24 protein-coding genes, 1 tRNA gene and 1 pseudogene are annotated in these 20,882 nt (G+C 73.0%); 11 read left to right on the top strand and 15 right to left on the bottom strand.

Features of this window, described 5'->3' with window-relative positions; translation table 11 throughout:
- Nucleotides 1–95 precede the first annotated feature (95 nt).
- Nucleotides 96–674, top strand: a complete 579-nt coding sequence (locus PHK61_RS29670; RefSeq protein WP_274284636.1) for a TetR/AcrR family transcriptional regulator — start codon at nt 96–98, stop codon at nt 672–674.
- Nucleotides 675–724: 50 nt separating this feature from the next.
- Here the strand turns inward: PHK61_RS29670 and PHK61_RS29665 are convergent, their stop codons facing one another.
- The gene (locus PHK61_RS29665; RefSeq protein ID WP_274284635.1) at nt 725–1,963 is read right to left on the bottom strand and encodes an MFS transporter; all 1,239 of its coding nucleotides are present in this window, start codon (nt 1,961–1,963) and stop codon (nt 725–727) included.
- A gap of 247 nt (nt 1,964–2,210) precedes the next feature.
- Here PHK61_RS29665 and PHK61_RS29660 point away from each other — a divergent pair, with 247 nt between their 5' ends.
- The 7 genes from PHK61_RS29660 (at nt 2,211) to PHK61_RS29630 (ending at nt 8,391) form a co-directional block, all read left to right on the top strand.
- Complete coding sequence (locus PHK61_RS29660) at nt 2,211–3,164, top strand: ParA family protein (protein WP_274284634.1); 954 nt, start codon at nt 2,211–2,213, stop codon at nt 3,162–3,164.
- On the top strand, nt 3,161–3,997 hold the full coding sequence (locus PHK61_RS29655; RefSeq protein ID WP_274284633.1) for a segregation and condensation protein A: 837 nt from the start codon (nt 3,161–3,163) through the stop codon (nt 3,995–3,997). The genes PHK61_RS29660 and PHK61_RS29655 overlap by 4 nt, the downstream gene beginning before the upstream one ends.
- Complete coding sequence (gene scpB, locus PHK61_RS29650; protein ID WP_274284632.1) at nt 3,994–4,581, top strand: SMC-Scp complex subunit ScpB; 588 nt, start codon at nt 3,994–3,996, stop codon at nt 4,579–4,581. The genes PHK61_RS29655 and scpB overlap by 4 nt, the downstream gene beginning before the upstream one ends.
- A 174-nt stretch (nt 4,582–4,755) precedes the next feature.
- Nucleotides 4,756–5,508 carry a pseudouridine synthase gene (locus PHK61_RS29645; RefSeq protein ID WP_274284631.1) on the top strand — a complete coding sequence of 251 codons (753 nt, stop codon included), beginning with the start codon at nt 4,756–4,758 and terminating at the stop codon, nt 5,506–5,508.
- 105 nt (nt 5,509–5,613) lie between these two features.
- Complete coding sequence (gene cmk / locus PHK61_RS29640) at nt 5,614–6,369, top strand: (d)CMP kinase (protein ID WP_274284630.1); 756 nt, start codon at nt 5,614–5,616, stop codon at nt 6,367–6,369.
- 24 nt (nt 6,370–6,393) lie between these two features.
- Entirely contained in the window at nt 6,394–7,779 is a 1,386-nt protein-coding gene (gene der / locus PHK61_RS29635) for a ribosome biogenesis GTPase Der (RefSeq protein WP_274284629.1), read from the top strand.
- Between the two features lie 39 nt (nt 7,780–7,818).
- Nucleotides 7,819–8,391, top strand: a complete 573-nt coding sequence (locus tag PHK61_RS29630) for a TIGR03086 family metal-binding protein (protein ID WP_274284628.1) — start codon at nt 7,819–7,821, stop codon at nt 8,389–8,391.
- Here the strand turns inward: PHK61_RS29630 and PHK61_RS29625 are convergent.
- From PHK61_RS29625 to PHK61_RS29610, 4 genes are all read right to left on the bottom strand, one after another.
- On the bottom strand, nt 8,342–9,301 hold the full coding sequence (locus tag PHK61_RS29625; protein ID WP_274284627.1) for an RNA polymerase sigma-70 factor: 960 nt from the start codon (nt 9,299–9,301) through the stop codon (nt 8,342–8,344). The two genes, PHK61_RS29630 and PHK61_RS29625, sit on opposite strands and share 50 nt — an antisense overlap.
- Nucleotides 9,298–10,512 carry an NAD(P)/FAD-dependent oxidoreductase gene (locus tag PHK61_RS29620; RefSeq protein WP_274284626.1) on the bottom strand — a complete coding sequence of 405 codons (1,215 nt, stop codon included), beginning with the start codon at nt 10,510–10,512 and terminating at the stop codon, nt 9,298–9,300. Before PHK61_RS29620 ends, PHK61_RS29625 begins: the two co-directional genes overlap by 4 nt.
- Nucleotides 10,513–10,547: 35 nt before the next feature.
- Nucleotides 10,548–12,047, bottom strand: coding sequence for a mannitol dehydrogenase family protein (locus tag PHK61_RS29615; RefSeq protein WP_274284625.1), 1,500 nt, complete (start codon nt 12,045–12,047; stop codon nt 10,548–10,550).
- A gap of 140 nt (nt 12,048–12,187) precedes the next feature.
- On the bottom strand, nt 12,188–12,706 hold the full coding sequence (locus PHK61_RS29610) for an NAD-dependent epimerase/dehydratase family protein (RefSeq protein ID WP_274284624.1): 519 nt from the start codon (nt 12,704–12,706) through the stop codon (nt 12,188–12,190).
- Nucleotides 12,707–12,771: 65 nt separating this feature from the next.
- Between PHK61_RS29610 and PHK61_RS29605 the strand changes: the two genes are divergently transcribed.
- Nucleotides 12,772–12,845, top strand: a tRNA-Pro gene (locus PHK61_RS29605).
- 135 nt (nt 12,846–12,980) lie between these two features.
- On the opposite strand, the gene PHK61_RS29600 is transcribed toward PHK61_RS29605, so the two are convergent.
- From PHK61_RS29600 to PHK61_RS29555, 10 genes are all read right to left on the bottom strand, one after another.
- A complete protein-coding gene (locus PHK61_RS29600; protein ID WP_274284623.1) occupies nt 12,981–14,219 on the bottom strand; it encodes a tyrosine-type recombinase/integrase in 1,239 nt (412 codons plus the stop codon).
- Nucleotides 14,180–14,389: a helix-turn-helix transcriptional regulator gene (locus PHK61_RS29595; protein ID WP_274284622.1), complete on the bottom strand. Its 210-nt coding sequence runs from the start codon at nt 14,387–14,389 to the stop codon at nt 14,180–14,182. The genes PHK61_RS29600 and PHK61_RS29595 overlap by 40 nt, the downstream gene beginning before the upstream one ends.
- Nucleotide 14,390: 1 nt before the next feature.
- Entirely contained in the window at nt 14,391–14,738 is a 348-nt protein-coding gene (locus PHK61_RS29590; RefSeq protein ID WP_274284621.1) for a hypothetical protein, read from the bottom strand.
- Complete coding sequence (locus PHK61_RS29585; protein WP_274284620.1) at nt 14,738–14,947, bottom strand: hypothetical protein; 210 nt, start codon at nt 14,945–14,947, stop codon at nt 14,738–14,740. Before PHK61_RS29585 ends, PHK61_RS29590 begins: the two co-directional genes overlap by 1 nt.
- Entirely contained in the window at nt 14,944–15,381 is a 438-nt protein-coding gene (locus tag PHK61_RS29580; RefSeq protein ID WP_274284619.1) for a hypothetical protein, read from the bottom strand. Before PHK61_RS29580 ends, PHK61_RS29585 begins: the two co-directional genes overlap by 4 nt.
- On the bottom strand, nt 15,378–16,889 hold the full coding sequence (locus PHK61_RS29575; protein ID WP_274284618.1) for an FtsK/SpoIIIE domain-containing protein: 1,512 nt from the start codon (nt 16,887–16,889) through the stop codon (nt 15,378–15,380). Before PHK61_RS29575 ends, PHK61_RS29580 begins: the two co-directional genes overlap by 4 nt.
- Nucleotides 16,886–17,119, bottom strand: coding sequence for a hypothetical protein (locus tag PHK61_RS29570; protein ID WP_274284617.1), 234 nt, complete (start codon nt 17,117–17,119; stop codon nt 16,886–16,888). Before PHK61_RS29570 ends, PHK61_RS29575 begins: the two co-directional genes overlap by 4 nt.
- Nucleotides 17,120–17,420: 301 nt before the next feature.
- Nucleotides 17,421–17,789, bottom strand: a complete 369-nt coding sequence (locus PHK61_RS29565) for a WhiB family transcriptional regulator (protein WP_274284616.1) — start codon at nt 17,787–17,789, stop codon at nt 17,421–17,423.
- Complete coding sequence (locus PHK61_RS29560) at nt 17,789–18,193, bottom strand: hypothetical protein (RefSeq protein ID WP_274284615.1); 405 nt, start codon at nt 18,191–18,193, stop codon at nt 17,789–17,791. Before PHK61_RS29560 ends, PHK61_RS29565 begins: the two co-directional genes overlap by 1 nt.
- A gap of 272 nt (nt 18,194–18,465) precedes the next feature.
- Nucleotides 18,466–19,758 carry an IS256 family transposase gene (locus tag PHK61_RS29555; RefSeq protein ID WP_274284614.1) on the bottom strand — a complete coding sequence of 431 codons (1,293 nt, stop codon included), beginning with the start codon at nt 19,756–19,758 and terminating at the stop codon, nt 18,466–18,468.
- A 121-nt stretch (nt 19,759–19,879) separates the two neighbouring features.
- Between PHK61_RS29555 and PHK61_RS29550 the strand changes: the two genes are divergently transcribed.
- Together PHK61_RS29550 and PHK61_RS29545 are read left to right on the top strand one after the other, a co-directional pair.
- Complete coding sequence (locus PHK61_RS29550) at nt 19,880–20,626, top strand: XRE family transcriptional regulator (protein WP_274284613.1); 747 nt, start codon at nt 19,880–19,882, stop codon at nt 20,624–20,626.
- A gap of 47 nt (nt 20,627–20,673) precedes the next feature.
- Nucleotides 20,674–20,882, top strand: a pseudogene (locus PHK61_RS29545) (hypothetical protein); the annotation flags it as partial.

Here is a 20,882-nt window from a genome sequence, read left to right as displayed (position 1 = left end):
GGACACCGGGACCTGCTGCGTCGACACGTTAGACACGAATCGCTTTCGTGTCCACGGAGGAGACGTGCGGCTCATCAGCGTCTAGGCTCGGCGCCGTGCCCGCCCGGACGTTCGCCGACCGCACCCGCGATCTCGTCCGCGACGAGGCGCTCGAGCGGGCGGCCGAGCTGCTCGTCGCCGGCGGCTGGCGCGGGCTGCGCCTGCAGGACGTCGCCGAGGGCATCGGCGTGAGCCGCCAGACGCTCTACAACGAGTTCGCGAGCAAGCAGGGGCTGGCCGCGGCGCTGGTGCTGCGCCGCACCGAGGAGTTCCTGGCCGGGCTCGAGGCGGCGCTCGACGGCGAGGACGACGTGTACCGGGCCTGGGTCGAGGCGGTGCGCACGACGCTCGACACCGTGGCCCGCGACCCGCTGCTGCGGGTGCTGCTCACCGGCCAGGGTGCCGAGGACCTGCTGCCCCTGCTGACCAGCGAGGCGGAGCCGCTGATCACCGCGGCCCGCGACCGCGCCGCGGCGTTCCTGCAGCGCCGCCGCCCCGAGCTCGACGCGGCGACGGCGAGCGCGGCGGCCGAGATCGCCGCGCGGCTCACGATCAGCCACGTCGTGCTCCCGCTGCACGCGCCCGACGTCGTCGCCGACCAGATCGCGACGGCGGTGGTCCGTTTCCTGATGTGAGCGAACTTCGGGGCTATGGCCCCGAAGTTCGCTCACGTACTCGGAACGGTCTACGTCCGTGCGGGCGCCCGGCCGACGAGGGCGACGCCGACGGCGCCCAGGGCGGCGACGACCGCGAAGGCGTAGAAGCCCCACGGGTAGGCGACGCCGGCCTGGAGCAGGGCGCCGCCGAGGATCGGGCCGGTGATGGCGCCGAGGCGCCCGACACCGCTGGCCGTGCCGAGCGCCGTGCCGCGGGCCTCGGCGGGGTAGAGCTGCGAGACGTACGCGTAGACCAGCACCTGCGCGGAGAACACGAAGATGCCCGCGAGCAGCACGCTCACGTAGACGCCGATCCCGGGCAGGCGGATCGACAGGAGCGCGAGGAAGAGCGTCGCCGCCGCGAACCACGCGATCGTCGCCGGGCGCACGCCGATCCGGTTGGCGACGGTGCCGGCGAGCAGGAGGCCGAGGATCGCGCCGACGTTGAGCACGAGCAGCAGGGCCAGCGCGGCGCCGAGCTCGTAGCCCGCCGAGCGCATGATCTCGGGCAGCCAGGTGTTCAGCCCGTACACGAGCAGCAGGCCCATGAACGATGCGATCCAGAACGCGATGGTCGGCCGCGCCAGGCCGTCGCGGAACAGCGTGGCGAGCGGGTTGCGCTTCTCGCGCCGCCAGCTCGAGTCCTTCGCGCCCCGCCGCTGCAGGTACTCCGCCGACTCCGGCAGACGCATGATGATCAGCGGCAGCAGGATCACCGCCGGGATCGCGCCGGCGACGAACATCGCCTGCCAGCCGAGCGACGGGATCAGCAGGATCCCGAGCAGCGCCGTCGCCACCGCGCCGACGTGGTAGCCGGTCATGAGGATCGTGGTGGCGCTGCTGCCCCGCCCGGTGGGGGCGTACTCGGCGACGAGGGCGAGCGCGACCGGCAGCACGCCGCCGAGCCCGATCCCGGCGAGGAAGCGCAGCACGCCCAGCACCTCGGGGTTCGGGGCGAACGCGCACGCCAGCGTCAGCACCGAGAACCCGGCGACGGTGGCGATCATCGTGGCCCGGCGCCCGATGACGTCGGCGATCGGCCCGACGGCCAGCGCGCCGACCATGACGCCGAGCAGCCCGACGGTGACCACCACCGAGGCGCCGGCGGGGTCGAGGTCCCAGGTGGGATCGCGCAGCAGCACGGGCAGCACCACGCCCAGCACCACCAGGTCGAAGCCCTCCAGGGCCACCGCCGACCAGCACAGCGGGCGCACCCAGCCGGCGGTCGCGGCGCGCGGGCTCGCGGAATCGGTCTGTCGGGTCGTCATTCTCACGTCCTCGTGGTGTCGACGGGGGGCGACAGTGGACGGTGAGTATGCGAGTGGTCACACGACGGCGTCGCCGCCCCTTCCGCCCATCGGAAGATCGTGACGATACGGGCCGATCAGGTGGCCCTCGGTGACCGCGGCCGTGTGTCGCGCGTCCTGCTCGGCGAGTCGCGCCACGACCCGCCCCGACCGGCTCCTAGGCTGATCGCACGAGCACACGGCCGGGCACGCGAGGGAGGGACACGCGATGTCGAACCCGCAGCCGGTCCTCCGGACGACGGACGAGCAGGCGGACGGGCGGGCGAGCGAGGCGCCGTCGGAGCAGGCGCCCCGGCCGAACGGCGGCGGCACCGACGCGGCGAGGGAGACCTCCGGCGAGGTCCCCCCGGGGCGCCCGCGCCGGCACATCCCGATCCCGGGCCCCCTCGACGGGCACGGTCCCGCGACGGTCCTCGCGATGTGCAACCAGAAGGGCGGCGTCGGCAAGACGACCTCCACGATCAACCTCGGCGCGGCGCTCGCCGAGTACGGCCGGCGGGTGCTCCTGGTCGACTTCGACCCGCAGGGCGCCCTGTCGGTGGGCCTGGGCGTGCAGCCGCGCCAGCTCGAGACCACGATCTACAACCTGATCATGGAGAAGGGCACGACGATCGACGACGTCATCCGCCCGACCACGGTCGAGGGGATGGACCTGCTGCCGTCGAACATCGACCTCTCGGCCGCCGAGGTCCAGCTGGTCACCGAGGTCGGCCGCGAGCAGACGCTGGGCCGCACCATCGGGCCGGTGCTCGACCGCTACGACTACGTCCTCGTCGACTGCCAGCCCTCGCTGGGCCTGCTGACGGTCAACGCCCTGGCCTGCGCCGACGGCGTCCTGATCCCGCTCGAGTGCGAGTTCTTCAGCCTGCGGGGGGTCGCCCTGCTGATGGACACGATCGAGAAGGTGCAGGACCGGCTGAACCCCAAGCTCGAGATCACCGGCATCCTGGCCACCATGTACGACCCGCGCACGCTGCACACGCGCGAGGTGATGACCCGCGTCGTCGAGGCGTTCGGCGAGCTCGTCTTCGACGCCGTCATCAACCGCACGGTCCGGTTCCCGGAGACGACCGTGGCCGGCGAGCCCATCACCCGGTGGGCCTCGCGCTCCACCGGCGCCGAGGCCTACCGCGCCCTGGCCCGCGAGGTCATCGCGCGGTGACGCTGACACCCGAGGCTCCGGAACGCGCACGGTTCCAGGTCAGCCTGGAGAACTTCACCGGGCCCTTCGACCTGCTGCTCCAGCTCATCGGGCGCCACGAGCTCGACGTCACCGAGGTCGCCCTGAGCAGGGTCACCGACGACTTCATCGCCTACACGACGGCGCTCGGCGACGACGCCGACCTCGAGGAGACCACGGGCTTCCTCGTGGTCGCGGCGACGCTGCTCGACCTCAAGACCGCGCGGCTGCTGCCGCAGGCCGAGGTGGAGGACGAGGAGGACCTCGCGCTGCTCGAGGCGCGCGACGTGCTCTTCGCGCGCCTGCTGCAGTACCGGGCCTACCAGCAGGTCGCGGCGCTCTTCCGCGAGCTCGAGGGCTCGGCGCGGATGCGCTACCCGCGGGCGGTGACGCTGGAGCCGCGGTTCGCCGAGATGCTCCCGCCGGTCCAGCTCGGGGTCGACGCGGACGGGTTCGCCGAGCTCGCGGCGGCGGTCTTCCGCCCCAAGCCACCCCCGACGGTCGGCCTGGACCACCTGCACGCCCCGACGGTCTCGGTGCCCGAGCAGATGACCATCCTCGCCGGGCGCCTCCGGACGCGGGGGGCCGCCACGTTCGCCGAGCTGGTCGCCGACTGCGAGCAGGGCATCGAGGTCGTGGGACGCTTCCTCGCGGTGCTCGAGCTCTACCGCGCCCGCGACGTCGCCCTCGACCAGCCCGAGGCGTTCGCCGAGCTGCGCGTGCGCTGGGCGCCCGGGGGTGACGCGGGCAGCGCCACCGACGACGCGGAGCGGAGCTCGGCCGACGACCCCGGCGCGACCGCGGAGGACGAGTGAGCGAGCAGGACCCGCTGGCCGCACTCGAGGAGGACCTCGAGGAGACGCTCGCGTCCGACACCGAGCTCACCGCGGCGCTCGAGGCCGTGCTGCTCGTCGTCGACGCGCCGGCGCCGACCGACCAGCTCGCCGACGTCGTGGGCCAGCCCGTCGCCCGGGTCAAGGAGGCGCTCGAGGGGCTGGCCGCCGACTACACCGAGCGCGAGCGGGGGATGGAGCTGCGCGCGACCGGCGAGGGCTGGCGGCTCTACAGCCGCGACCGCTTCGCCCCCTACGTCGAGCGCTTCGTCCTCGACGGGCAGCGCACCCGCCTGACCCGCGCGGCGCTCGAGACCCTCGCCGTCGTGGCCTACCGCCAGCCGGTGACCCGCTCGCGGGTCGCGGCCGTGCGTGGCGTCAACGTCGACGGCGTGATGCGGACGCTCGCCGCCCGCGGGCTGATCATCGAGGTGGGCACGGACGTCGGCGGCGGCACGCTCTACAGCACCACCGAGCTGTTCCTCGAGCGCCTGGGGCTGCAGTCGATCGACGAGCTGCCGCCGATCGCCCCGCTGCTGCCCGACGTGGACGACATCGACGAGTGACGAGCAGGCCACCCTGCGCCCGAGGCCGGAGATCTCGTCGGGGCTGAAGGTCTTGCGTCCGAGCATGGTCCGGCCCTCCTCGTCGGTGTCCCTGTCCCCAGGTCGCGCCACGGCCCGCGAGTGTGACGAGGGCTGCTGCGTAGGCTGGCAGGAGCGGTCGAACAGAGGAGTGCGGTGAGCGGGTCGGAGGGCGGCGGCGAGGGGGTCCGCCTGCAGAAGGTGCTGGCCGAGGCGGGTGTGGCGTCCCGGCGGCAGGCGGAGATCCTCATGCGGAACGGCCGCGTCGAGGTCGACGGCAAGGTCGTCAAGGAGATGGGCATCCGCGTCGACCCGGACACGGCCGTGATCCACGTCGACGGGTCCCGGATCGTCACCGACACCGAGACCGTGCACCTCGCGCTGAACAAGCCCGAGGGGATGCTCTCGACCATGTGGGACGACCAGGGCCGGCGCTGCGTCGGCGACGTCGTCCTCGAGAAGGCCGAGGGCCAGCGACTGTTCCACGTCGGGCGCCTCGACGCCGCCACCGAGGGTCTGCTGCTGCTCACCAACGACGGCGAGCTCGCCAACCGGCTGATGCACCCGTCGTACGAGGTGCCCAAGACCTACCTCGCCGAGGTCAAGGCGCCGATCCCCAAGGACCTCGGCCGCGAGCTGCGCGCCGGCGTCGAGCTGGACGACGGCCCGGCCGCGGTCGACAGCTTCCGGGTCATCGACCGCTCGGGCGCCCGGGTGATGGTGGAGCTCGTGCTCCACGAGGGCCGCAAGCACATCGTGCGGCGCATGCTGGAGGCCGTCGACAAGCCGGTGCAGCGCCTCGTGCGCACCGCCGTCGGCGACGTCAAGCTCGGGGAGCAGCGCCCGGGCACCCTGCGCAAGCTCGGTCGCGACGAGGTGTCCTCGCTGTACCGGGCGGTCGGGCTCTAGCCGACGAGGGCCGGGGCGGAGGGCCGGGGCGGACATCACACCTGTTCGCAGGGCACAATGGTCTTCCGAACGCAGAGTGGTCGACGTTCGGGAGGCACACGGGTCATGGACGGGACGCTGCGCGGGGTGGTCGCCGTCGACGGGCCCTCCGGGACGGGGAAGTCGACCACGGCGCGCGGGCTCGCGATGCGCCTCGACGCCCGCTACCTCGACACCGGCGCCATGTACCGGGCGGTCACGCTCGCGGTGCTGCGCTCCGGGCTGCCGCTCGACGTCGCCGCCACGTCCGCGGACGGCCACGACGACATCGTCGCGGTGGCCCTCGGGGCGTCGGTGTCCGTCTCGACCGACCCGGCCGAGCCCCGCGTGCGCCTCGACGGCGAGGACGTGGACGCCGAGATCCGCGGCACGGAGGTCACGGGCGCGGTGTCGGCGGTGTCCGCGCTGACCGCGGTGCGCAGGCACCTGGTGGCCGAGCAGCGGCGGATCGTCGCCGAGGCGCTCCAGGACGGCGCCGGCATCGTGGTCGAGGGTCGCGACATCGGCACGGTCGTGCTCCCGGAGGCCGGGCTGAAGGTCTTCCTCACCGCCTCGGCGCTGGTGCGGGCGGGGCGGCGCACCGCCGAGGACACCGCGGCGGGACGGGCCGACGCGCCGGACGCGGGCACCGACCTCGCCCGCCGGGACGAGCTGGACTCGTCGCGCGCGACTTCCCCGCTGCAGCCCGCGGAGGACGCGGTCGAGGTCGACACCTCGACGTTGGACATCGAGGGCGTGCTCGACCGCCTGCAGGACCTGGCCGTGGACCGCGATATGATCGTCGGCTTCGCCGACGCGGGAGTCGGCTCTCACAAGGGATAGACATTGAACGAGGAAGGGCCCGCTGTGCTCGCCGACGGCGACGCAGGAACGGGCGCATCCGAGGGTGCCGACGCGCGACCCTCGCAACCGGTGCTCGCCGTGGTCGGGCGCCCCAACGTCGGGAAGTCGACGCTGGTCAACCGCATCCTGGGCCGCCGCGAGGCCGTGGTCCAGGACGTGTCGGGTGTGACGCGTGACCGCGTCGCCTACGACGCGCTGTGGAACGGGAAGCGGTTCACGCTGCTCGACACGGGCGGCTGGGTGCCCGACGCCAAGGGCATGCAGGCCGCGATCTCGGCGCAGGCCGAGACGGCGATGGCCACCGCGGACGTGATCCTGCTGGTGGTCGACGGGCAGGTCGGCGCGACGGCGGTCGACCAGGCGGTCGCGCGCACCCTGCGCCGCTCCGACCGGCCGGTGATCCTGGCCGCCACCAAGATCGACGACTCGCGGGGCGAGGGCGAGATCGCGGCGCTGTGGCGCCTCGGGCTCGGCGAGCCGCACCCCGTCTCGGGGCTGCACGGGCGCGGGTCGGGCGACCTGCTCGACGTCGTGCTCGACGCGATGCCCGACAGCCCGCGCGACGACGCCGACCTCACCGGCGGGCCGCGGCGCGTCGCACTGGTGGGCAAGCCCAACGTCGGGAAGTCGAGCCTGCTCAACCAGCTCACCGGCGAGACCCGCTCGGTGGTCGACGCGGTCGCGGGCACCACCACCGACCCGGTCGACTCGCTGGTCGAGATCGACGGCGAGGTGTGGAAGTTCGTCGACACCGCCGGCCTGCGCCGCAAGGTCGGGCAGGCGTCGGGCACCGAGTACTACGCGTCGCTGCGCACCAAGGCCGCCATCGAGGCCGCCGAGGTCACCGTGCTGCTGCTCGACGCCTCGGAGCCGATCAGCGAGCAGGACCTGCGCGTCGCCTCGCAGGTCGCCGAGGCGGGCCGGGCGCTCGTGCTCGCCATGAACAAGTGGGACCTCGTCGACGAGGACCGGCGCCACGCGATGGTGCGCGAGCTCGAGCGGGCGCTCGTGCGCTTCCCGTGGGTGGAGCGGATCAACATCTCCGCGCGCACCGGGCGGTCGGTGCAGAAGCTCGCGCCGGCCATGCGGACCGCCCTGGAGAACTGGGACCGGCGGGTGCCGACCGGCCAGCTCAATCAGTGGATCTCCGACATCGTCGCGGCCAAGCCGCCGCCCGTGCGCGGCGGCAAGCAGCCGAAGGTCCTCTACGCCACGCAGGCGCAGAACCGGCCGCCGACGTTCGTGCTGTTCACCTCGGGGTTCCTGGAGGCCGGCTACCGCCGCTTCCTCGAGCGCAAGCTGCGCGAGACCTTCCCGCTGACCGGTACGCCGGTGCAGATCAACGTCCGCGTGCGCGAGAAGGGGGCCCGCGGAGGCCGCAAACGCTGATACATTCCTAGGACTGTCCCGTCCTGAGGAGTGATCAGCATGCTCGACCTCGGTCCCGCCGCTCGTGAGGTCGCCCGCGTGGCCGGCGAGGTCGTCGACGACGACCTCGACCGGCCCACGCCCTGCGGGCAGTGGACGGTGCGCGACCTGCTCGGCCACCTCCTCGCGTTCACCGCCCACTTCGTGCGGGTGGCCCGGCACGAGGAGGGCGGGGCCGGCGGCGCGCCCGCGGACCTGCCGGCCGACTGGCGCGGGGTGCTCGACGCCCGCCTCGACGAGCTCGCGGCCGCCTGGGCCGAGCCCTCCGCCTGGGAGGGCGAGGGCAGCGCCGGCGGGCTCACCATGCCCCGCGCGCAGCTCGGCGTGGTCGCGGTCGAGGAGCTCGTCCTGCACGGGTGGGACCTCGCGCAGTCGGTCGGCGCCGGGTTCGAGGTCCGCGACGAGGACCTCGAGGCCGTCCGCGGGTTCGTGGCGCAGTTCGAGCACGCGCCGCAGGAGTCGCGCACCGGTCTCTACGGCCCGGTGGTCGACGCCCCGGCGAGCACCGAGCTCGAGCGCGTCCTCACCCTCGCCGGCCGCGATCCCCGGCGTCCGGTGGCCGCCGCGCGCTGACTCCGCGCCGCGCCATCACCTGGTCGCGCAGGCGCCACGCGTCGGCGACCGGGCCCAGGTGCTCGAGCTTGTCCGGGTTGATCACCGTGCGGATCGCCTGGACCCGCCCGTCGAGGACGTCGAGGGCCATGACGGCGACGATCGCCCCGTCCGCGTCGGCCACGAGGACGCCCGGCTGGTGGTTCACCTCGCGCGCCTCGACCGACACGGTGCCGTCGACCATCGCCGCGAACGCCCCGATGAGGCGGGCGACCTTGGCCGCCCCGACCACCGGCCGGGTCAGCGCCGGGCCCTTGCCGCCGCCGTCCGCGACCGCGGCCACGTCGGCGGCGAGCAGCTCCTCCAGGCCGTCGAGGTGGCCGTCGGTGAGGGCCTCGACGAACCGGGCGGCGAGCTCCTCGCGGGCCCGGCGGTCGGCCTCGAACCGCGGCCGTCCCTCGGCCATGTGCTTGCGGGCGCGGACCGCGAGCTGGCGGCACGCGGCCTCCGAGCGCTCGACCGCCGCGGCGATCTCCGGGAAGTCGAACGCGAACACCTCGCGCAGCACGAACACCGCCCGCTCGAGCGGGCTGAGGCGCTCGAGCAGGAGCAGCGCCGCCATCGACACCGAGTCCGCCAGCTCGGCCGAGCGCTCCGGGTCGTCGTACGGGTCGGTGAGCAGCGGCTCGGGGAACCACGGGCCCACGTAGGACTCGCGGCGCACCCGGGCCGAGCGCAGCACGTCGATCGAGATGCGGGTGACGACGGCCGAGAGGAACGACTTCACCGACGTCGGCTCGGTGTCCGACGACGCGAAACGTAACCAGGTCTCCTGCACGGCGTCCTCGGCCTCGCTGACGCTGCCCAGGATCCGGTAGGCGATCGCGAACAGCAGCGGTCGCAGCGCGGTGAACTCCTCGGACCGGTTCACGCCGCCGGCTCACCGCGAACGGCCCGGGCCGCCCGCTCGGCGTGCGGCCAGCGGACGACGCCGGGCAGCCGGCGCTCGACGCCCACGGCGCGCGCGGTGCCGCGGACCTGGACGTTCTTGGCCAGGACCGCGGCCCGGCCCGTCCACGCCCGGCCCCGCGCCACGTCCTCCTTGGTGGTCGGCTGCAGCACGGCGTGGCGCCTCCCCAGGCTGACGACGCGCGCGGTGAAGCCGAGGTCGAGGGGCGCGCCCGCGTCGGGGAGGCCGAGCGCCTCGGCGCGCAGCAGGTCGGCGGCGTGCGCGGCCGACGGGAACGCGTACTGGCACGACATGCTGTACCGGTCGCCGCCGGGCGAAGGGGCGTGCCCGGCGTCGCCGACGGCGAGCACGGCCGGGTGGGAGAGCGAGCGCAGCGTCCCGTCGGTGAGCACCGCACCCCGCTCGTCGACCGCGATGCCGGCCTGCCGGGCCAGGGGAGGGGCGGCGAACCCGCCGCACCAGACGGTGAGGTCGGACGGGACGACGTGGCCGCCCTCGAGCAGCAGCCGGTCCCGCTCGACGGCGCGCACCCGCGTCCCGCCGATGAGCGCCACGCCCAGCCCGTCGAGCGTCTCGCGCACGTGCGCACGGCCGTCCGGGGTGAACCAGCCGCCCACCTCCCCGCTGGTCACCAGCCGGACCGCCACGTCGGGGCGGGTCTCGGCCAGCTCGGCGACCGTCTCCAGCCCGGTGAACCCGCCGCCGACCACGGACACCTGCGCGCCGGCGGGCAGCGCCGCGAACGCGGGACGCAGCCGGTGGGCGGACTCCAGGTCGCCGACCGCGTGCACGTGCCCGGCGCCGGGCACGGGCACGGTCGTCGTGCTGCCGGCGGCGATGACGACCCGGTCGACCGCGAGGTCGCGCACGCCCTCGGGCCCGGTGACCGTGGCCCGCCCGGCGTCGGGGTCGAGCTCGGCGACGGTGCCCTCGACGAGGGTGACGCCCGCGCCGAGCAGGTCGCGCAGGGCCGGCGCCGGGACCGCGCGGCCCATCGCGATCTGGTGCAGGCGCAGCCGGTTGACGAAGCGGGGGCGCGGGTTCACGACGGTGACGTCGACCCGGTTGCGGGCGCGCCCGGCGAGACGGACGGCCGCCGTGGCGCCGGCGTACCCCGCGCCGACGACGAGAACCTGCATCCGGGCGGTGGACGGTGTCTTCTGCGTACTCATGCCCACGCGACGAGACGGCGCCCCCGGCTGTGACATCAGCGGGGCAGGCGCTCCTCCACCTCGGTGACCGTGGCCCGCGCGCCCTGCTGGTGCAGCGCGTCGAGGTGGGCCCGGTAGGCGGTGGTGAAGCGCTCGTCGTCGACCAGGTCGCCGAACAGGTCGCGGTCCTCGAGGAACGCGAGCGGCTCGTCGGGGTAGCGGCGCGCGGCGGCGGTGCGGTCCTCCGCGCGGCCGGTGTCGACGACCTCAATCGGCTCGCCGGCCTCGTCCACCCCCTCGGCGTAGCGGGCCCACGACGCGACGACCAGCGCCGAGCGCTCGATCTCGCCCCCGTTCTCCAGGTTGATCCGGATCACCGGCACCAGCCACGTCGGGATGCGGTCAGAGCTCTCGGCGGCCAGGCGGGCGAGGGTGTCGCGGATCTCGGGGTTGGCGAACCGCTCGATCAGCGTCGCCTTGTACTCGTCGAGGTCGACGCCGGGCACCGGCGCGAGCGTCGGCGTGCCCTCCCGGTCCATGTAGGCGCGGGTGAAGCCGGCGAACAGCTCGTCGCCCGCGACCTCGTGCGCGTAGCGGTAGCCGGCGAGGTAACCGAGGTAGGCGATCGCCTGGTGGCTCGCGTTGAGCAGACGCAGCTTCATCAGCTCGTAGGGCTCGACGTCGTCGACGACCTGGACCCCGACGTCCTCGAACGGCGGGCGTCCCGCGGCGAAGCGGTCCTCCAGCACCCACTGCGTGAACGGCTCGCAGACGACGGGCCAAGCGTCGACGATGCCGGTGGTGGCCTCGAGCTCCTCCCGGTCGGCGTCGGTGGTGCGCGGGGTGATCCGGTCGACCATCGAGTTCGGGAAGGGGACGTTCGCCTCGATCCAGTCGGCGAGCTCGGGGTCACGCCGCCGCGCGTAGGACGTGATCATGGCGTGGGCGACGTGTCCGTTGCCCTGGATGTTGTCGCAGGACATCACCGTGAACGGGCCGGTGCCGTCGTCCCGGCGCCGCCGCAGCGCCTCGACGACGTAGCCGAAGGTCGTCTGCGGCGGGGCGCCCTCCGCCGCGGCGATGTCGGCCTGGATCGCCGGGTCGCGGTCGTCGAACTCCCCGGTGCTCGCGTTCTTGTGGTAGCCGCCCTCGGTGACGGTGAGGCTGACGATGCGGGTGGCCGGGTCGGTCATGCGGTCGAGGACGGCGTCGGGGTCGTCGGGGGCGTAGAGGTAGTCGACGATCGAGCCGATGACCCGCGCCTCGCGCCGGCCGTCGGCGTGCTTGAGCACGAGCGTGTAGAGGTCGTCCTGCGCCGCGGTGACCTCGGCCATCCGCTTGTCCGACTCGAGCACGCCGACCCCGCAGATGCCCCAGTCCAGCGCCTTGCCCAGCTGCATCAGCTCGTCGAGGTACATCGCCTGGTGCGCCCGGTGGAACCCGCCGACCCCGAAGTGCACGATGCCGACCGACACCGCCCCGCGGTCGTAGCTCGGGCCCGGGACCTCCGCGGGCAGTTCTGCCAGGTTCGCCGCCGTCAGCGTCGTCGCAGCCACGGTGCTCACTATGACGCGGACCATGGTCGTCGCGCACGGGGTCGGGGATCAGGTGTGGACGGCGAGCCAGTCGCGGTAGGCCGCCACCGCGGCGCCGAAGTCGGCGCGCGGGGCCCATCCGAGGTCGCGCTCGGCCGCGGTCACACCGCGACCAGGCGCAGCGCCGCGCCCGCGAGCCCGTAGCGGTGGCGGTAGGCCTCGACGAGCTGCTCGCCGGCCGCCTTCGTCGCCCCGTAGACGTCGCGCGGGTGCAGCGTGGTCTCCTCGACCACCCACCGCGCGGCGGTGCTCCCGTAGGCCGCGATCGAGGAGCAGTAGACGAACCGCGCCACGCCGTGCCGGCGCGCCGCCTCCAGCACCGCGGCGGTGCCGGCGACGTTGACCTCGACCACCCGCGCCGGGTCGTCGGCGCTCACCATCGGCCCGGAGACGCCGCCGGGGTGCACGACGGCCGCGGGTCGCTCCGCCGCGAAGACCTGGTCGACCGCGTCGCCGTCGAGCAGGTCGCACGGGATCTGCTCGACGCCGTCGAACGACCACCGGCGCACGTCCAGCGGCACGACCTCGACACCCGCCGCCTCGAGCCGGCGCCGCACCGCGTGCCCGACCAACCCCGCCGACCCCGTCACCGCGATCTTCACGAGCAGTCGACCCTCCACCCGGGCTCCGTCGCGCCGACCCCCGTCGGGTACCGTGGTCACGTCGCGAGCACGAGGCGACGGTGCGGGACGTGGCGCAGCTTGGTAGCGCACTTGACTGGGGGTCAAGGGGTCGCAGGTTCAAATCCTGTCGTCCCGACACAGCACCAGAACCCCGTTGACCAGGGCAGGAGCCCAGGTCAGCGGGGTTCTCGTCGTTTCGGGTGTGGATCATCGAGTAGATCTTCCTGTCGGGTACTTGGGACCACTTTGGGACCAGCAGGGAGTGCACGGGCTACACCGCCCGGAGCGTGGGACCGCCCTGGGACCCGCGCAGGTAGTTGGTCAACAGTTCGCCGGCGCCCAGGACGGCGTCGTGGTTCGGGTGCAGGTAGCGCTGCGTCGTGGACAGCGAGCCGTGCCCGGCGATCTTGCGCAGGATGTGGACCGGGACGCCGGCGTCGGCCATCCACGTGAGGCCGGTGTGCCGGAGATCATGGCGGCGCAGGTAGCCGAGCCCGATCGCCTCGACGACCTCGTCCCAGTGCGTGGCATCCCGTAAGACCGCGGTACTGATGCGACCGCCGCGGGGGCCGACGAACAGCCGGCCGTCGGTGAGCGAGGAGCGGGCGACCAGCTCGGCGACCATGGGCCGGACTTCCTCGATCAGCGGGACGAGCCGGGCTCGCTTGCCCTTCGTGGCCTTATCCACGAGACCGCCCGGGGAGGGCGTGGTCTGTCGACGGACGTTCCAGGTCCACGTGGTGGTGTCGATGTCGTGGGCCCGGCAGCCAGACACCTCGCCGATGCGGGCCGCGGTCGCGCCGGCGAAGGTGACCACGTGACCCCAGCCAGCGAATTGCTGGTGCGAGCGCGCCACGAGGGCGTCGGCGAGACGGATCAGCGTGGCCCAGTCCTGGAGCGCCAACGACCGTGGATCGTCGAGTTCGTCCTCCACGCGCCGGTACTCGTCCTGCCAGCCGGTGATGCGTGCGGGGTTGCGCTCGATGATCCCGTCCCGTACGGCCTGCTCCATGACCCGCACGAGCACCGCGAGGCTGTTCTTCACCGTGGACCGGCTCGCCCCGTCGGCGATCCAGGCGGAGACGGCCCTGTCGACGGCGCCGTAGGTGATCATCCGGACGGCGAGGTGGCCGAGCGAGGGAACGACCCGCTTGCGCCAGCCGGCGAGGTAGGGGTCGGTAGTCTTGGCCTCCAGGCCACGCAGGACCAGACGCATGTTGGCCGTGCCGTAGGTGGCGAGGGTCTGGTTCGCCGCGGCGGGGTCGATGCCGCCGGCGGCGTAGCCCCTCATGCGGTCGATCCAGGCGAGCGCTTCCGCCGGCGTGGCGAAGCTGTCCGACTTGGACCGACGCTTCCCCGTCGTCGGGTCGAGCCACCGCACCCGTGCCCGGTGACCCCCACTGCCAGCACCGGGACGGTGCTCGACGTCCTCGGTGAGCTTGACGCCCTGCGGCGGCATGATCGCGCACATCAGGCCGCTTCCGGGTCGGTGCGCCGGCTCCGGAGCCATGCGTCCACGTCGATCCGTCGGTAGACGGTGACGCGGTCCGAGACCTTCACCCACGGCGGCCCCTGCGGAGGACGAGCGGTCCGCCACCGGCGCAGTGACGAGGGGTCCACCCCAAGGAACGCGGCGAGTTCGTTGGTCGAGAACCACTCCTGGTGGTCATGCGGTCCCATATCAGTCCTCCATCGTGAGTCGGCCGAGATGGCCGAGGTGGTTGTGGGCGTGGTCGAGAAAACCGGCGAGCTCGTCGATCAGGCCGCGGGCGTCGATGAGGGCGCCGTGGGCCTGGCAGAGCGCGCGGGACGGATCGGTGCCGCGGTCGTCGTGGTGGTCGGCCACTTCCGCACGACGAAGTCCTCGGCCGAGGAAGTCCAGGAGCTGGGGCAGGCGGTGGACGAGCTCGGCCGTCGAGCCGATAACGGCGTACGCGTCGGGACCGGTGACGGCACCGAGGGCGGCGTGGTTTGCCGCCCGGACAGCCTCGGAGGCGCAGTCGACGTACTGGACGAGATTGGTGTCCATCAGGTCGCTCCGTCGCTGGCGTTGGCGAGGGCGTCTCCCACTCCGCTTGCGATGGCACCCATGACGTGCCCGAGCCCGATGACCACGCCTGGCGCAACGACGGCGAGCAGCGAGACGGTGATGACACCGAGCACGAGGGCGGGACCGACGGCGCGGGTCTGAGCGGCGATCACGGTCAGGAGTCCAGTGATGATGACGGCGGCGATCACGACTGCCTCCGTTCGGTGTCGAGTCGGTCCAGGCGCACGGCGACGACGTGGTGAAGCTCGCGGCGCTCCGCGTGCGGCGAGCCCGGGAGCTGGCGCTGGCGGCGGGCCTCGAGGGCGCGGTCGGTGGCGGCGGTGAAGGCCCCCACCACGGGCGCCTCGCGAACGGTTCGCCGTCGGGCGATTAGGACCCAGCCAGCGGCGGTGAGCGCGGCGACGACGAGGACGGCAGCGAGGGCCCACCCGACGATGCGGTTGGCCTCGGCGGTGGTGGCCGCGACACCGCGCAGTCCGGCGTCCAGGGCGCGGTAGCCCCCAGCGGCCAGGAGGACGACGCCGACCAGGCCGACGAGGGCCCCGAGCAGCGAGCTGCCGGAGCTGGTGCGGCTGGTGTCTCTGGTGGTGCGGATGATGTTGATCAGGCCGGTCTGTCTCATGCCGCCTGCCCTCCCGAGCTGGAGCCGCCGGAGCGCTTGTTGCGGGTGGCGAGCGGGGGGACGTCGACCTGTTCGGGGGCGGGGTACTCGGCGGCCAGGTAGGCGAGTTCGGCGTCGGAGACCCAGTCGGCGCGGACCTTGATGGGCTGGCGCTTGCCGCCGTCCTCGTCGACGACGAACCCCATGCCGGGGCAGGCCTCGGGGATGGCGTCGCAGCGGGCGCCGCGGTCGTAGGCCGAGTCGGAGAGCACCATGCGGGTCTCGACGTCGGAGTCCAGCCGCAGGGCGACGCGGTAGCCGAACATGTCGCGGAAGGACAGGACTTCCTTGCGGGGGTCCTGCACGCAGCCGATGACCACGACGCCGGGGGCGCGGCCCTGGGAGAGCATCCGGCGCACCGCGGCGTTGGCGCGGTCCTTGAGGTCGCGGTTGGCGATGTAGGTCGTGAGGGCGAGCAGCTCGTCGACGAGGATCACGTAGAGCGGGTAGTCGCCGAACATCCGCGCGAGCAGCTTGCGGACGTTGCCGCCGAGGGCTTCGGCGCGCTGGCGCATGAGGTCGGCGGCGAACTCCAGGGCGGCCACGAGGTGTTCGTCGTCGCCGTAGGCGAGCATGTAGAACAGCTCGGAGACCATGCGGTACTCCATGCCGCCCTTGGGGTCGATCCCGACCAGCCGCACCTTCCCGGCCCGGATCGCGGGGGCGAGGGCGCGGATGATGCAGGCCACCAGCCCGGACTTCCCGGCGCCGGTGAGCCCGGCGATCAGGACGTGGGTGCCCATCAGCCGCAGCCACCAGGGTTCGCCGTCCTCGCGCCGGCCGACCCGAACCCACTGGAAGTCCGGGGTGACGAGGTTGTCGCGCTCGTCCTCGTCGTCGGCGAGAACGTCGCGGTACACGACGCGCAGCAGCACCCAGCCTTCGCGGGTGGGGTGGGCCAGAACGCGGACCTCGAGGGCGCACCACTCGCTGGCCAGGGCGTCGGCCTGGCGGGCGATGACGCCGGGGGTGACGCCGGCGCAGAGCTGGACGTGGAGCTGGTCGACGTGCTCGCCGAGGGAGACCCAGAGCAGGCGGGGGACGATGACGCGGTGGGAGGCGTCGGTGGCCTTCACGCCGGTGGCGGCGCAGACGTCGTCCCAGGACCAGCGATAGCGGGTCCGCCGGGCGAAGCGACGCAGCCGAGAGGTCACCCGGGACTCCCACGAGGTGGGGGAGGACCGCGACCACAGCCGCGCCACCAGCGCCCCGACCAGGGCGACGACCAACAGTCCCCACGGCCCGAGAGCGAGCCAGGCGAGGGCGGCCAGGGTGAGTACACCGCCGAGGGCGGGCACGTAGAGCGCTGCCCAGACGGTCATGATCGTGAGCCAGCCGGCCCACCAGCCGGCGGTGAGGCTCCAGCGGATGAGCCGGGAGCGCTCGTGGAGGCGTTCGGTGCGCATGACGTCGGCGCGGGTGCGGATGGTCTGGCCGCGCCACAGCCGCGCGGTGGTGATCTCTCTCATCGGGCTCGCCCCCCGAGCCCGCCGCGGGTGGCGCGGACGCTGGGTCGGTCTTTGGGGGCGTGGTTGGCGAACTTGCCGCCCTTGCCGTTGCAGGCCCCGCACTTGCCGTAGGAGCGCTCCCAGCCGCGGGAGCTCCAGGTGCGCTGGACGCAGGAGCCGGCGCCCTGGCAGGCGGTGCAGAAGTGGTAGCCGCCGGTCGTGAGGCCGGTGGCGCGCATCGGTCGAGCCATGATCAGAAACCCCTTCCGGAGCGGGACGAGCGGTGGGAGTGGCCGCGGCGGCGAGTTCGGGCGGACGGGGAGCTGGCGACCTGGGCCTCGGTGACCTCCCAGGTCGAGGACCCGCAGGCCGGGCAGACCTCGATCGACAGGGCGATCACGAGCCGGCCGTCGCGTTCGACGGGTAAGGGAGTCCACTGCGCGAGGCACTCCCCGTCGCGGCAGGTCAGGACCAGCACGTCCAGGGCGGCCGAGGTGTCGACGTGCATGGAGGCCGCGACGGAGGACCCAGGGCAGGGCAGTTGGCAGGTCATCACGCGGCCCTCCGCTCGACGCAGGCCGGGCACAGCTCTCCCTCGACCGCGGGCATCGGGAACAGCAGCGAGCAGGCCGGGCACGTCGGCCACGCGTCGTCGCTCCACTCGGGCACGCCGGCCCGGAACAGCCGGCGCATCAACCTCCGCTCGCCAGGGATCGTCGCGGCCCACACGCCGTGGTCCTCGCCGGAGTCGAGCGCCCACGCCAGGCACTCCCGCTGCACCGGGCAGAACCGGCAGACATGACGGGCAGCCGCCACTTGCGCCTGCACCGCCGCGGCGTCGTCGAGGCCCTGGCCGTCGTCGGGCGGGAAGAACAGCTCCGGATCGTGGTTGCGGCAGGTGCCGTGGGTCTGCCAGCTCATCACGCGGCCTCGCCCTCGGCGGTCCGCCGGCCCTGGCGCTGCGGGCTGACCACGGGACGGATGGCCTCGGCGGAGAAGCTGACCTCGACTCCCTTGCCGCCGTTGCGGGCGGGCTTGACCCGGACCCAGAGCCCGTCGAGCTCGACCGGCGAGTAGGGCGCGAGCTCCGGGGCTTCGTGGGACACGACTCGGATGCCGTGCAGCTCGTGGCGCCCGTCGCGGCCGGTCGGGAGCATGACGTCGTAGATGCGTACCGGGGCGCCGGTGGCCTCGTCGATCAGTGGCTGTCCCGAGGACCGGCGGCCGGTCGGGGTGTCCTCCCAGCGCTCCATGGTCGCGCCGTGACCGGTGGCGATGGCGTCGAGCCGGCTGGTGTCGATGGGTGCGGAGATGTCGTAAGCCATGTCGTTCGTCTCCGGGTGTGAGCGGCGTGACCGCTTGTGCGGTGCATCACCAGGAGACGGCGAGGGCAGGGGACACCAGCACCACCAAGAAGGGACGTGACGGGACGTCCTGCGTCACCTAAAGTGTCCCTATCGGCTGTGAAAACGTCCCGGGGAGTCCCTCATGGGAATCAACCAGCGTCTGCGCGGCTCGATCGTTTCCGCAGGTCTGCGGCCTGCCGAGTTGGCCGAGCGGATCGGAGCAATCGTCAATACCTGTGGATGAAGTTCTTTCAAGCGGCCGCTGGGTGGGGTGATTCTTCGGGTCGTTCGACGAGCTTGCCGTTGACGAAGACCGCCCCAGCGCGCACGAGAGCGACCAGGTGCGGGGCGTTGACCGCGCGCCAGCGGGCTTGGGCGGCCTCGAGGAGTTTGAACGCCATGGCCAGCCCGGCAGCCCGGGACCCGGGCCCGCGGGTGACCCGGGTGCGGTGGCGCACGGTGGCGAACGTGCTCTCGATCGGATTCGTGGTGCGCAGGTGCTGCCAGTGCTCGGCGGGGAAGCCGTAGAACGCCAGCAGCGTCTCGAGCTCGCCGGTGACCTTCGCGACCGCCTTGGGGAACTTCGCGCCGTAGGCGGCCTCGAACGCCCGCGCCGCGTCGAGGGCGTGGGTCTTGTCCTCGGCGTTCCAGATCTCGGCCAGGTGCTTCTTCGCGCCCGGGTGGGCCGAGCGCGGTAGCGCGGCGAGCACGTTGGTGCTCTTGTGGACCCAGCAGCGCTGCTCGCGCGTGGCGGGGAAGACCTCGCGCAGCGCGCCCCAGAACCCCAGGGCGCCGTCCCCGACGGCCAGCACCGGGGCGCGCATGCCGCGGCGGTGGCAGTCACGCAGCAGATCGGCCCAGGACTCGGTCGACTCGCGGTAGCCATCGGCGAGCGCGATCAGTTCCTTGCGCCCGTCGGCGCGGACACCGACGAGCACCAGCAGGCACAGCTTGGCCTCCTCGAGGCGGACGTTGACGTGGATGCCGTCGGCCCAGCAGTAGACGAAGTCGAGCTCCGAGAGGTCGCGGGCGGCGAAGGCGCGCGCTTCGGCCTGCCAGGTCGCGGTCAGCTTGGTGATCACCGCCGGCGACAGGCCCGCGGTCGAGCCGAGGAACTGGCCCAGCGCCGGCACGAAGTCCCCCGACGAGAGGCCGTGCAGGTACAGCAGCGGCAGCACCTCGGTGATCTTGGGGGTGCGTCGGCACCACGGCGGCAGGATCGCCGAGGCGAACCGGCGACGCTCACCGGTCTCGGGGTCGGTGCGGCGGTCGTTGACGCGCGGCGCGACCACCTCGACCGCGCCGGCCGCGGTCATCACCTCCCGGGGCCGGTGCGAGCCATTGCGCACCACCAGCCGCCGGCCGGCCTCGTCGCGCTGATCGCTGAACTGGGCGATGTAATCGTCGACCTCGGCCTGCAGGGCCGCGGCGAGCATCCGCCGCGCACCATCGCGGACGATCTCATCGATCACCGACGTGCCGCTCGACGCGGCATCACGCGAGTCGTCGCCGCCCTCGTCAACGCCAGGAACTACCGTGAGCACGGGTCGTACCTTCCCGACCGGCGTTGGCGCGCCGGCCTTGCTTGAGGACCGTCAAGATGATCGGGAAGGTACGACCTCCCCGGCCTCATCCACAGGTCTCGAGCATTGCTCGCGGATCGGCGTGGACGCCAAAACGGTCGAGCGGTGGATCACGAAGGGGCGTCTTCCACACCGAATGCACCGCGTCGCCGTGGCATCCGCGCTTGACGTAGACGAGGCCTACATCTGGCCCGAGGTGATCGACGCTCCAGCCACGCAATCAGCGAGCGTCGCCGAACTCCTCGCTCTGCATCCGACCCGGGCAGCCATACCGCATGACACCTGGGCTCAGCTCATGGTCGGAGCACGGGAGGCCATCGACGTCCTCGTCTATGCCGGGTCATTCCTCTTCGAGCAATACGACTTCACCGCGACCATCACGCAGAAGGCAGCCCAGGGCGTCCGCGTCCGGATTCTTCTCGGCGACGAGACCTCCCCGGCTGTGGCGCTCCGTGCCCAGGAAGAGGCCACCACGGGTGGCCTACAGGGACGCATCCAGCTCCACCGTCGCTACCTCCGCCAGGTGCACGACGTCCGGGGGATTGAGGTTCGTACGCACGGGACGACGCTCTACAACAGCCTGTTCCGGTTCGACCAGGACATGCTCGTCAACGGCCACGCCTACGGGGCGCCGGCCGGAGAGTCGCCGGTCCTACACCTGCGACGAGTGCCCGGAGGGCGGATGTGGGACCACTACATGCGCTCGTTCGAGGAGGTCTGGGCCAGCGCCCGCTCCGAGGGCGGCTCCTCCAGCGGCCGGGGCGAGCCAGCGCCGCCGTTCGCAGTCGAGCTGGTCACCGCGCCTCCGCATCCGGCAGAGCCGGCCTGACCGACGTCGAGGAGGTCCGCCCGTGGGCAGCGAGGGATGATGGGCCCATGGCCCGCATCGACTACTACGACGACCCCGAGGCACCGCAGGCCAATAGCCTCGTGCCGTCAGTCACCGCCGCGGTGCGGGACAACAAGGGCCGGCTCCTCTTGATCCACAAGATAGATAACGATCGATGGGCGCTCCCCGGAGGCGCCATGGACCTAGGGCGTGTCTCTTGGATCACGACCGGGACCAGAGCACGAGGCTGGCGAGC

It is taken from the genome of Actinomycetospora lutea (assembly GCF_028737205.1).
Taxonomy (GTDB): Bacteria; Actinomycetota; Actinomycetes; order Mycobacteriales; family Pseudonocardiaceae; genus Actinomycetospora; species Actinomycetospora lutea.
The sequence above is the reverse complement of the archived record's forward strand: the minus strand, read 5'-3'. Positions and strand labels throughout refer to the sequence as shown.

What these genes read in the sequence shown, in the direction of transcription:
- PHK61_RS29565 (WP_274284616.1), bottom strand. Translation starts at nt 17,789, where the DNA reads ATGAGCTGGCAGACCCACGGCACCTGCCGCAACCACGATCCGGAGCTG.
- cmk (WP_274284630.1), top strand. Translation starts at nt 5,614, where the DNA reads ATGGACGGGACGCTGCGCGGGGTGGTCGCCGTCGACGGGCCCTCCGGG.
- PHK61_RS29575 (WP_274284618.1), bottom strand. Translation starts at nt 16,889, where the DNA reads ATGAGAGAGATCACCACCGCGCGGCTGTGGCGCGGCCAGACCATCCGC.
- PHK61_RS29580 (WP_274284619.1), bottom strand. Translation starts at nt 15,381, where the DNA reads ATGAGACAGACCGGCCTGATCAACATCATCCGCACCACCAGAGACACC.
- PHK61_RS29595 (WP_274284622.1), bottom strand. Translation starts at nt 14,389, where the DNA reads ATGGGACCGCATGACCACCAGGAGTGGTTCTCGACCAACGAACTCGCC.
- PHK61_RS29665 (WP_274284635.1), bottom strand. Translation starts at nt 1,963, where the DNA reads ATGACGACCCGACAGACCGATTCCGCGAGCCCGCGCGCCGCGACCGCC.
- PHK61_RS29570 (WP_274284617.1), bottom strand. Translation starts at nt 17,119, where the DNA reads ATGGCTCGACCGATGCGCGCCACCGGCCTCACGACCGGCGGCTACCAC.
- PHK61_RS29600 (WP_274284623.1), bottom strand. Translation starts at nt 14,219, where the DNA reads ATGGCTCCGGAGCCGGCGCACCGACCCGGAAGCGGCCTGATGTGCGCG.
- PHK61_RS29630 (WP_274284628.1), top strand. Translation starts at nt 7,819, where the DNA reads ATGCTCGACCTCGGTCCCGCCGCTCGTGAGGTCGCCCGCGTGGCCGGC.
- PHK61_RS29660 (WP_274284634.1), top strand. Translation starts at nt 2,211, where the DNA reads ATGTCGAACCCGCAGCCGGTCCTCCGGACGACGGACGAGCAGGCGGAC.
- PHK61_RS29590 (WP_274284621.1), bottom strand. Translation starts at nt 14,738, where the DNA reads ATGGACACCAATCTCGTCCAGTACGTCGACTGCGCCTCCGAGGCTGTC.
- PHK61_RS29620 (WP_274284626.1), bottom strand. Translation starts at nt 10,512, where the DNA reads ATGAGTACGCAGAAGACACCGTCCACCGCCCGGATGCAGGTTCTCGTC.
- PHK61_RS29560 (WP_274284615.1), bottom strand. Translation starts at nt 18,193, where the DNA reads ATGGCTTACGACATCTCCGCACCCATCGACACCAGCCGGCTCGACGCC.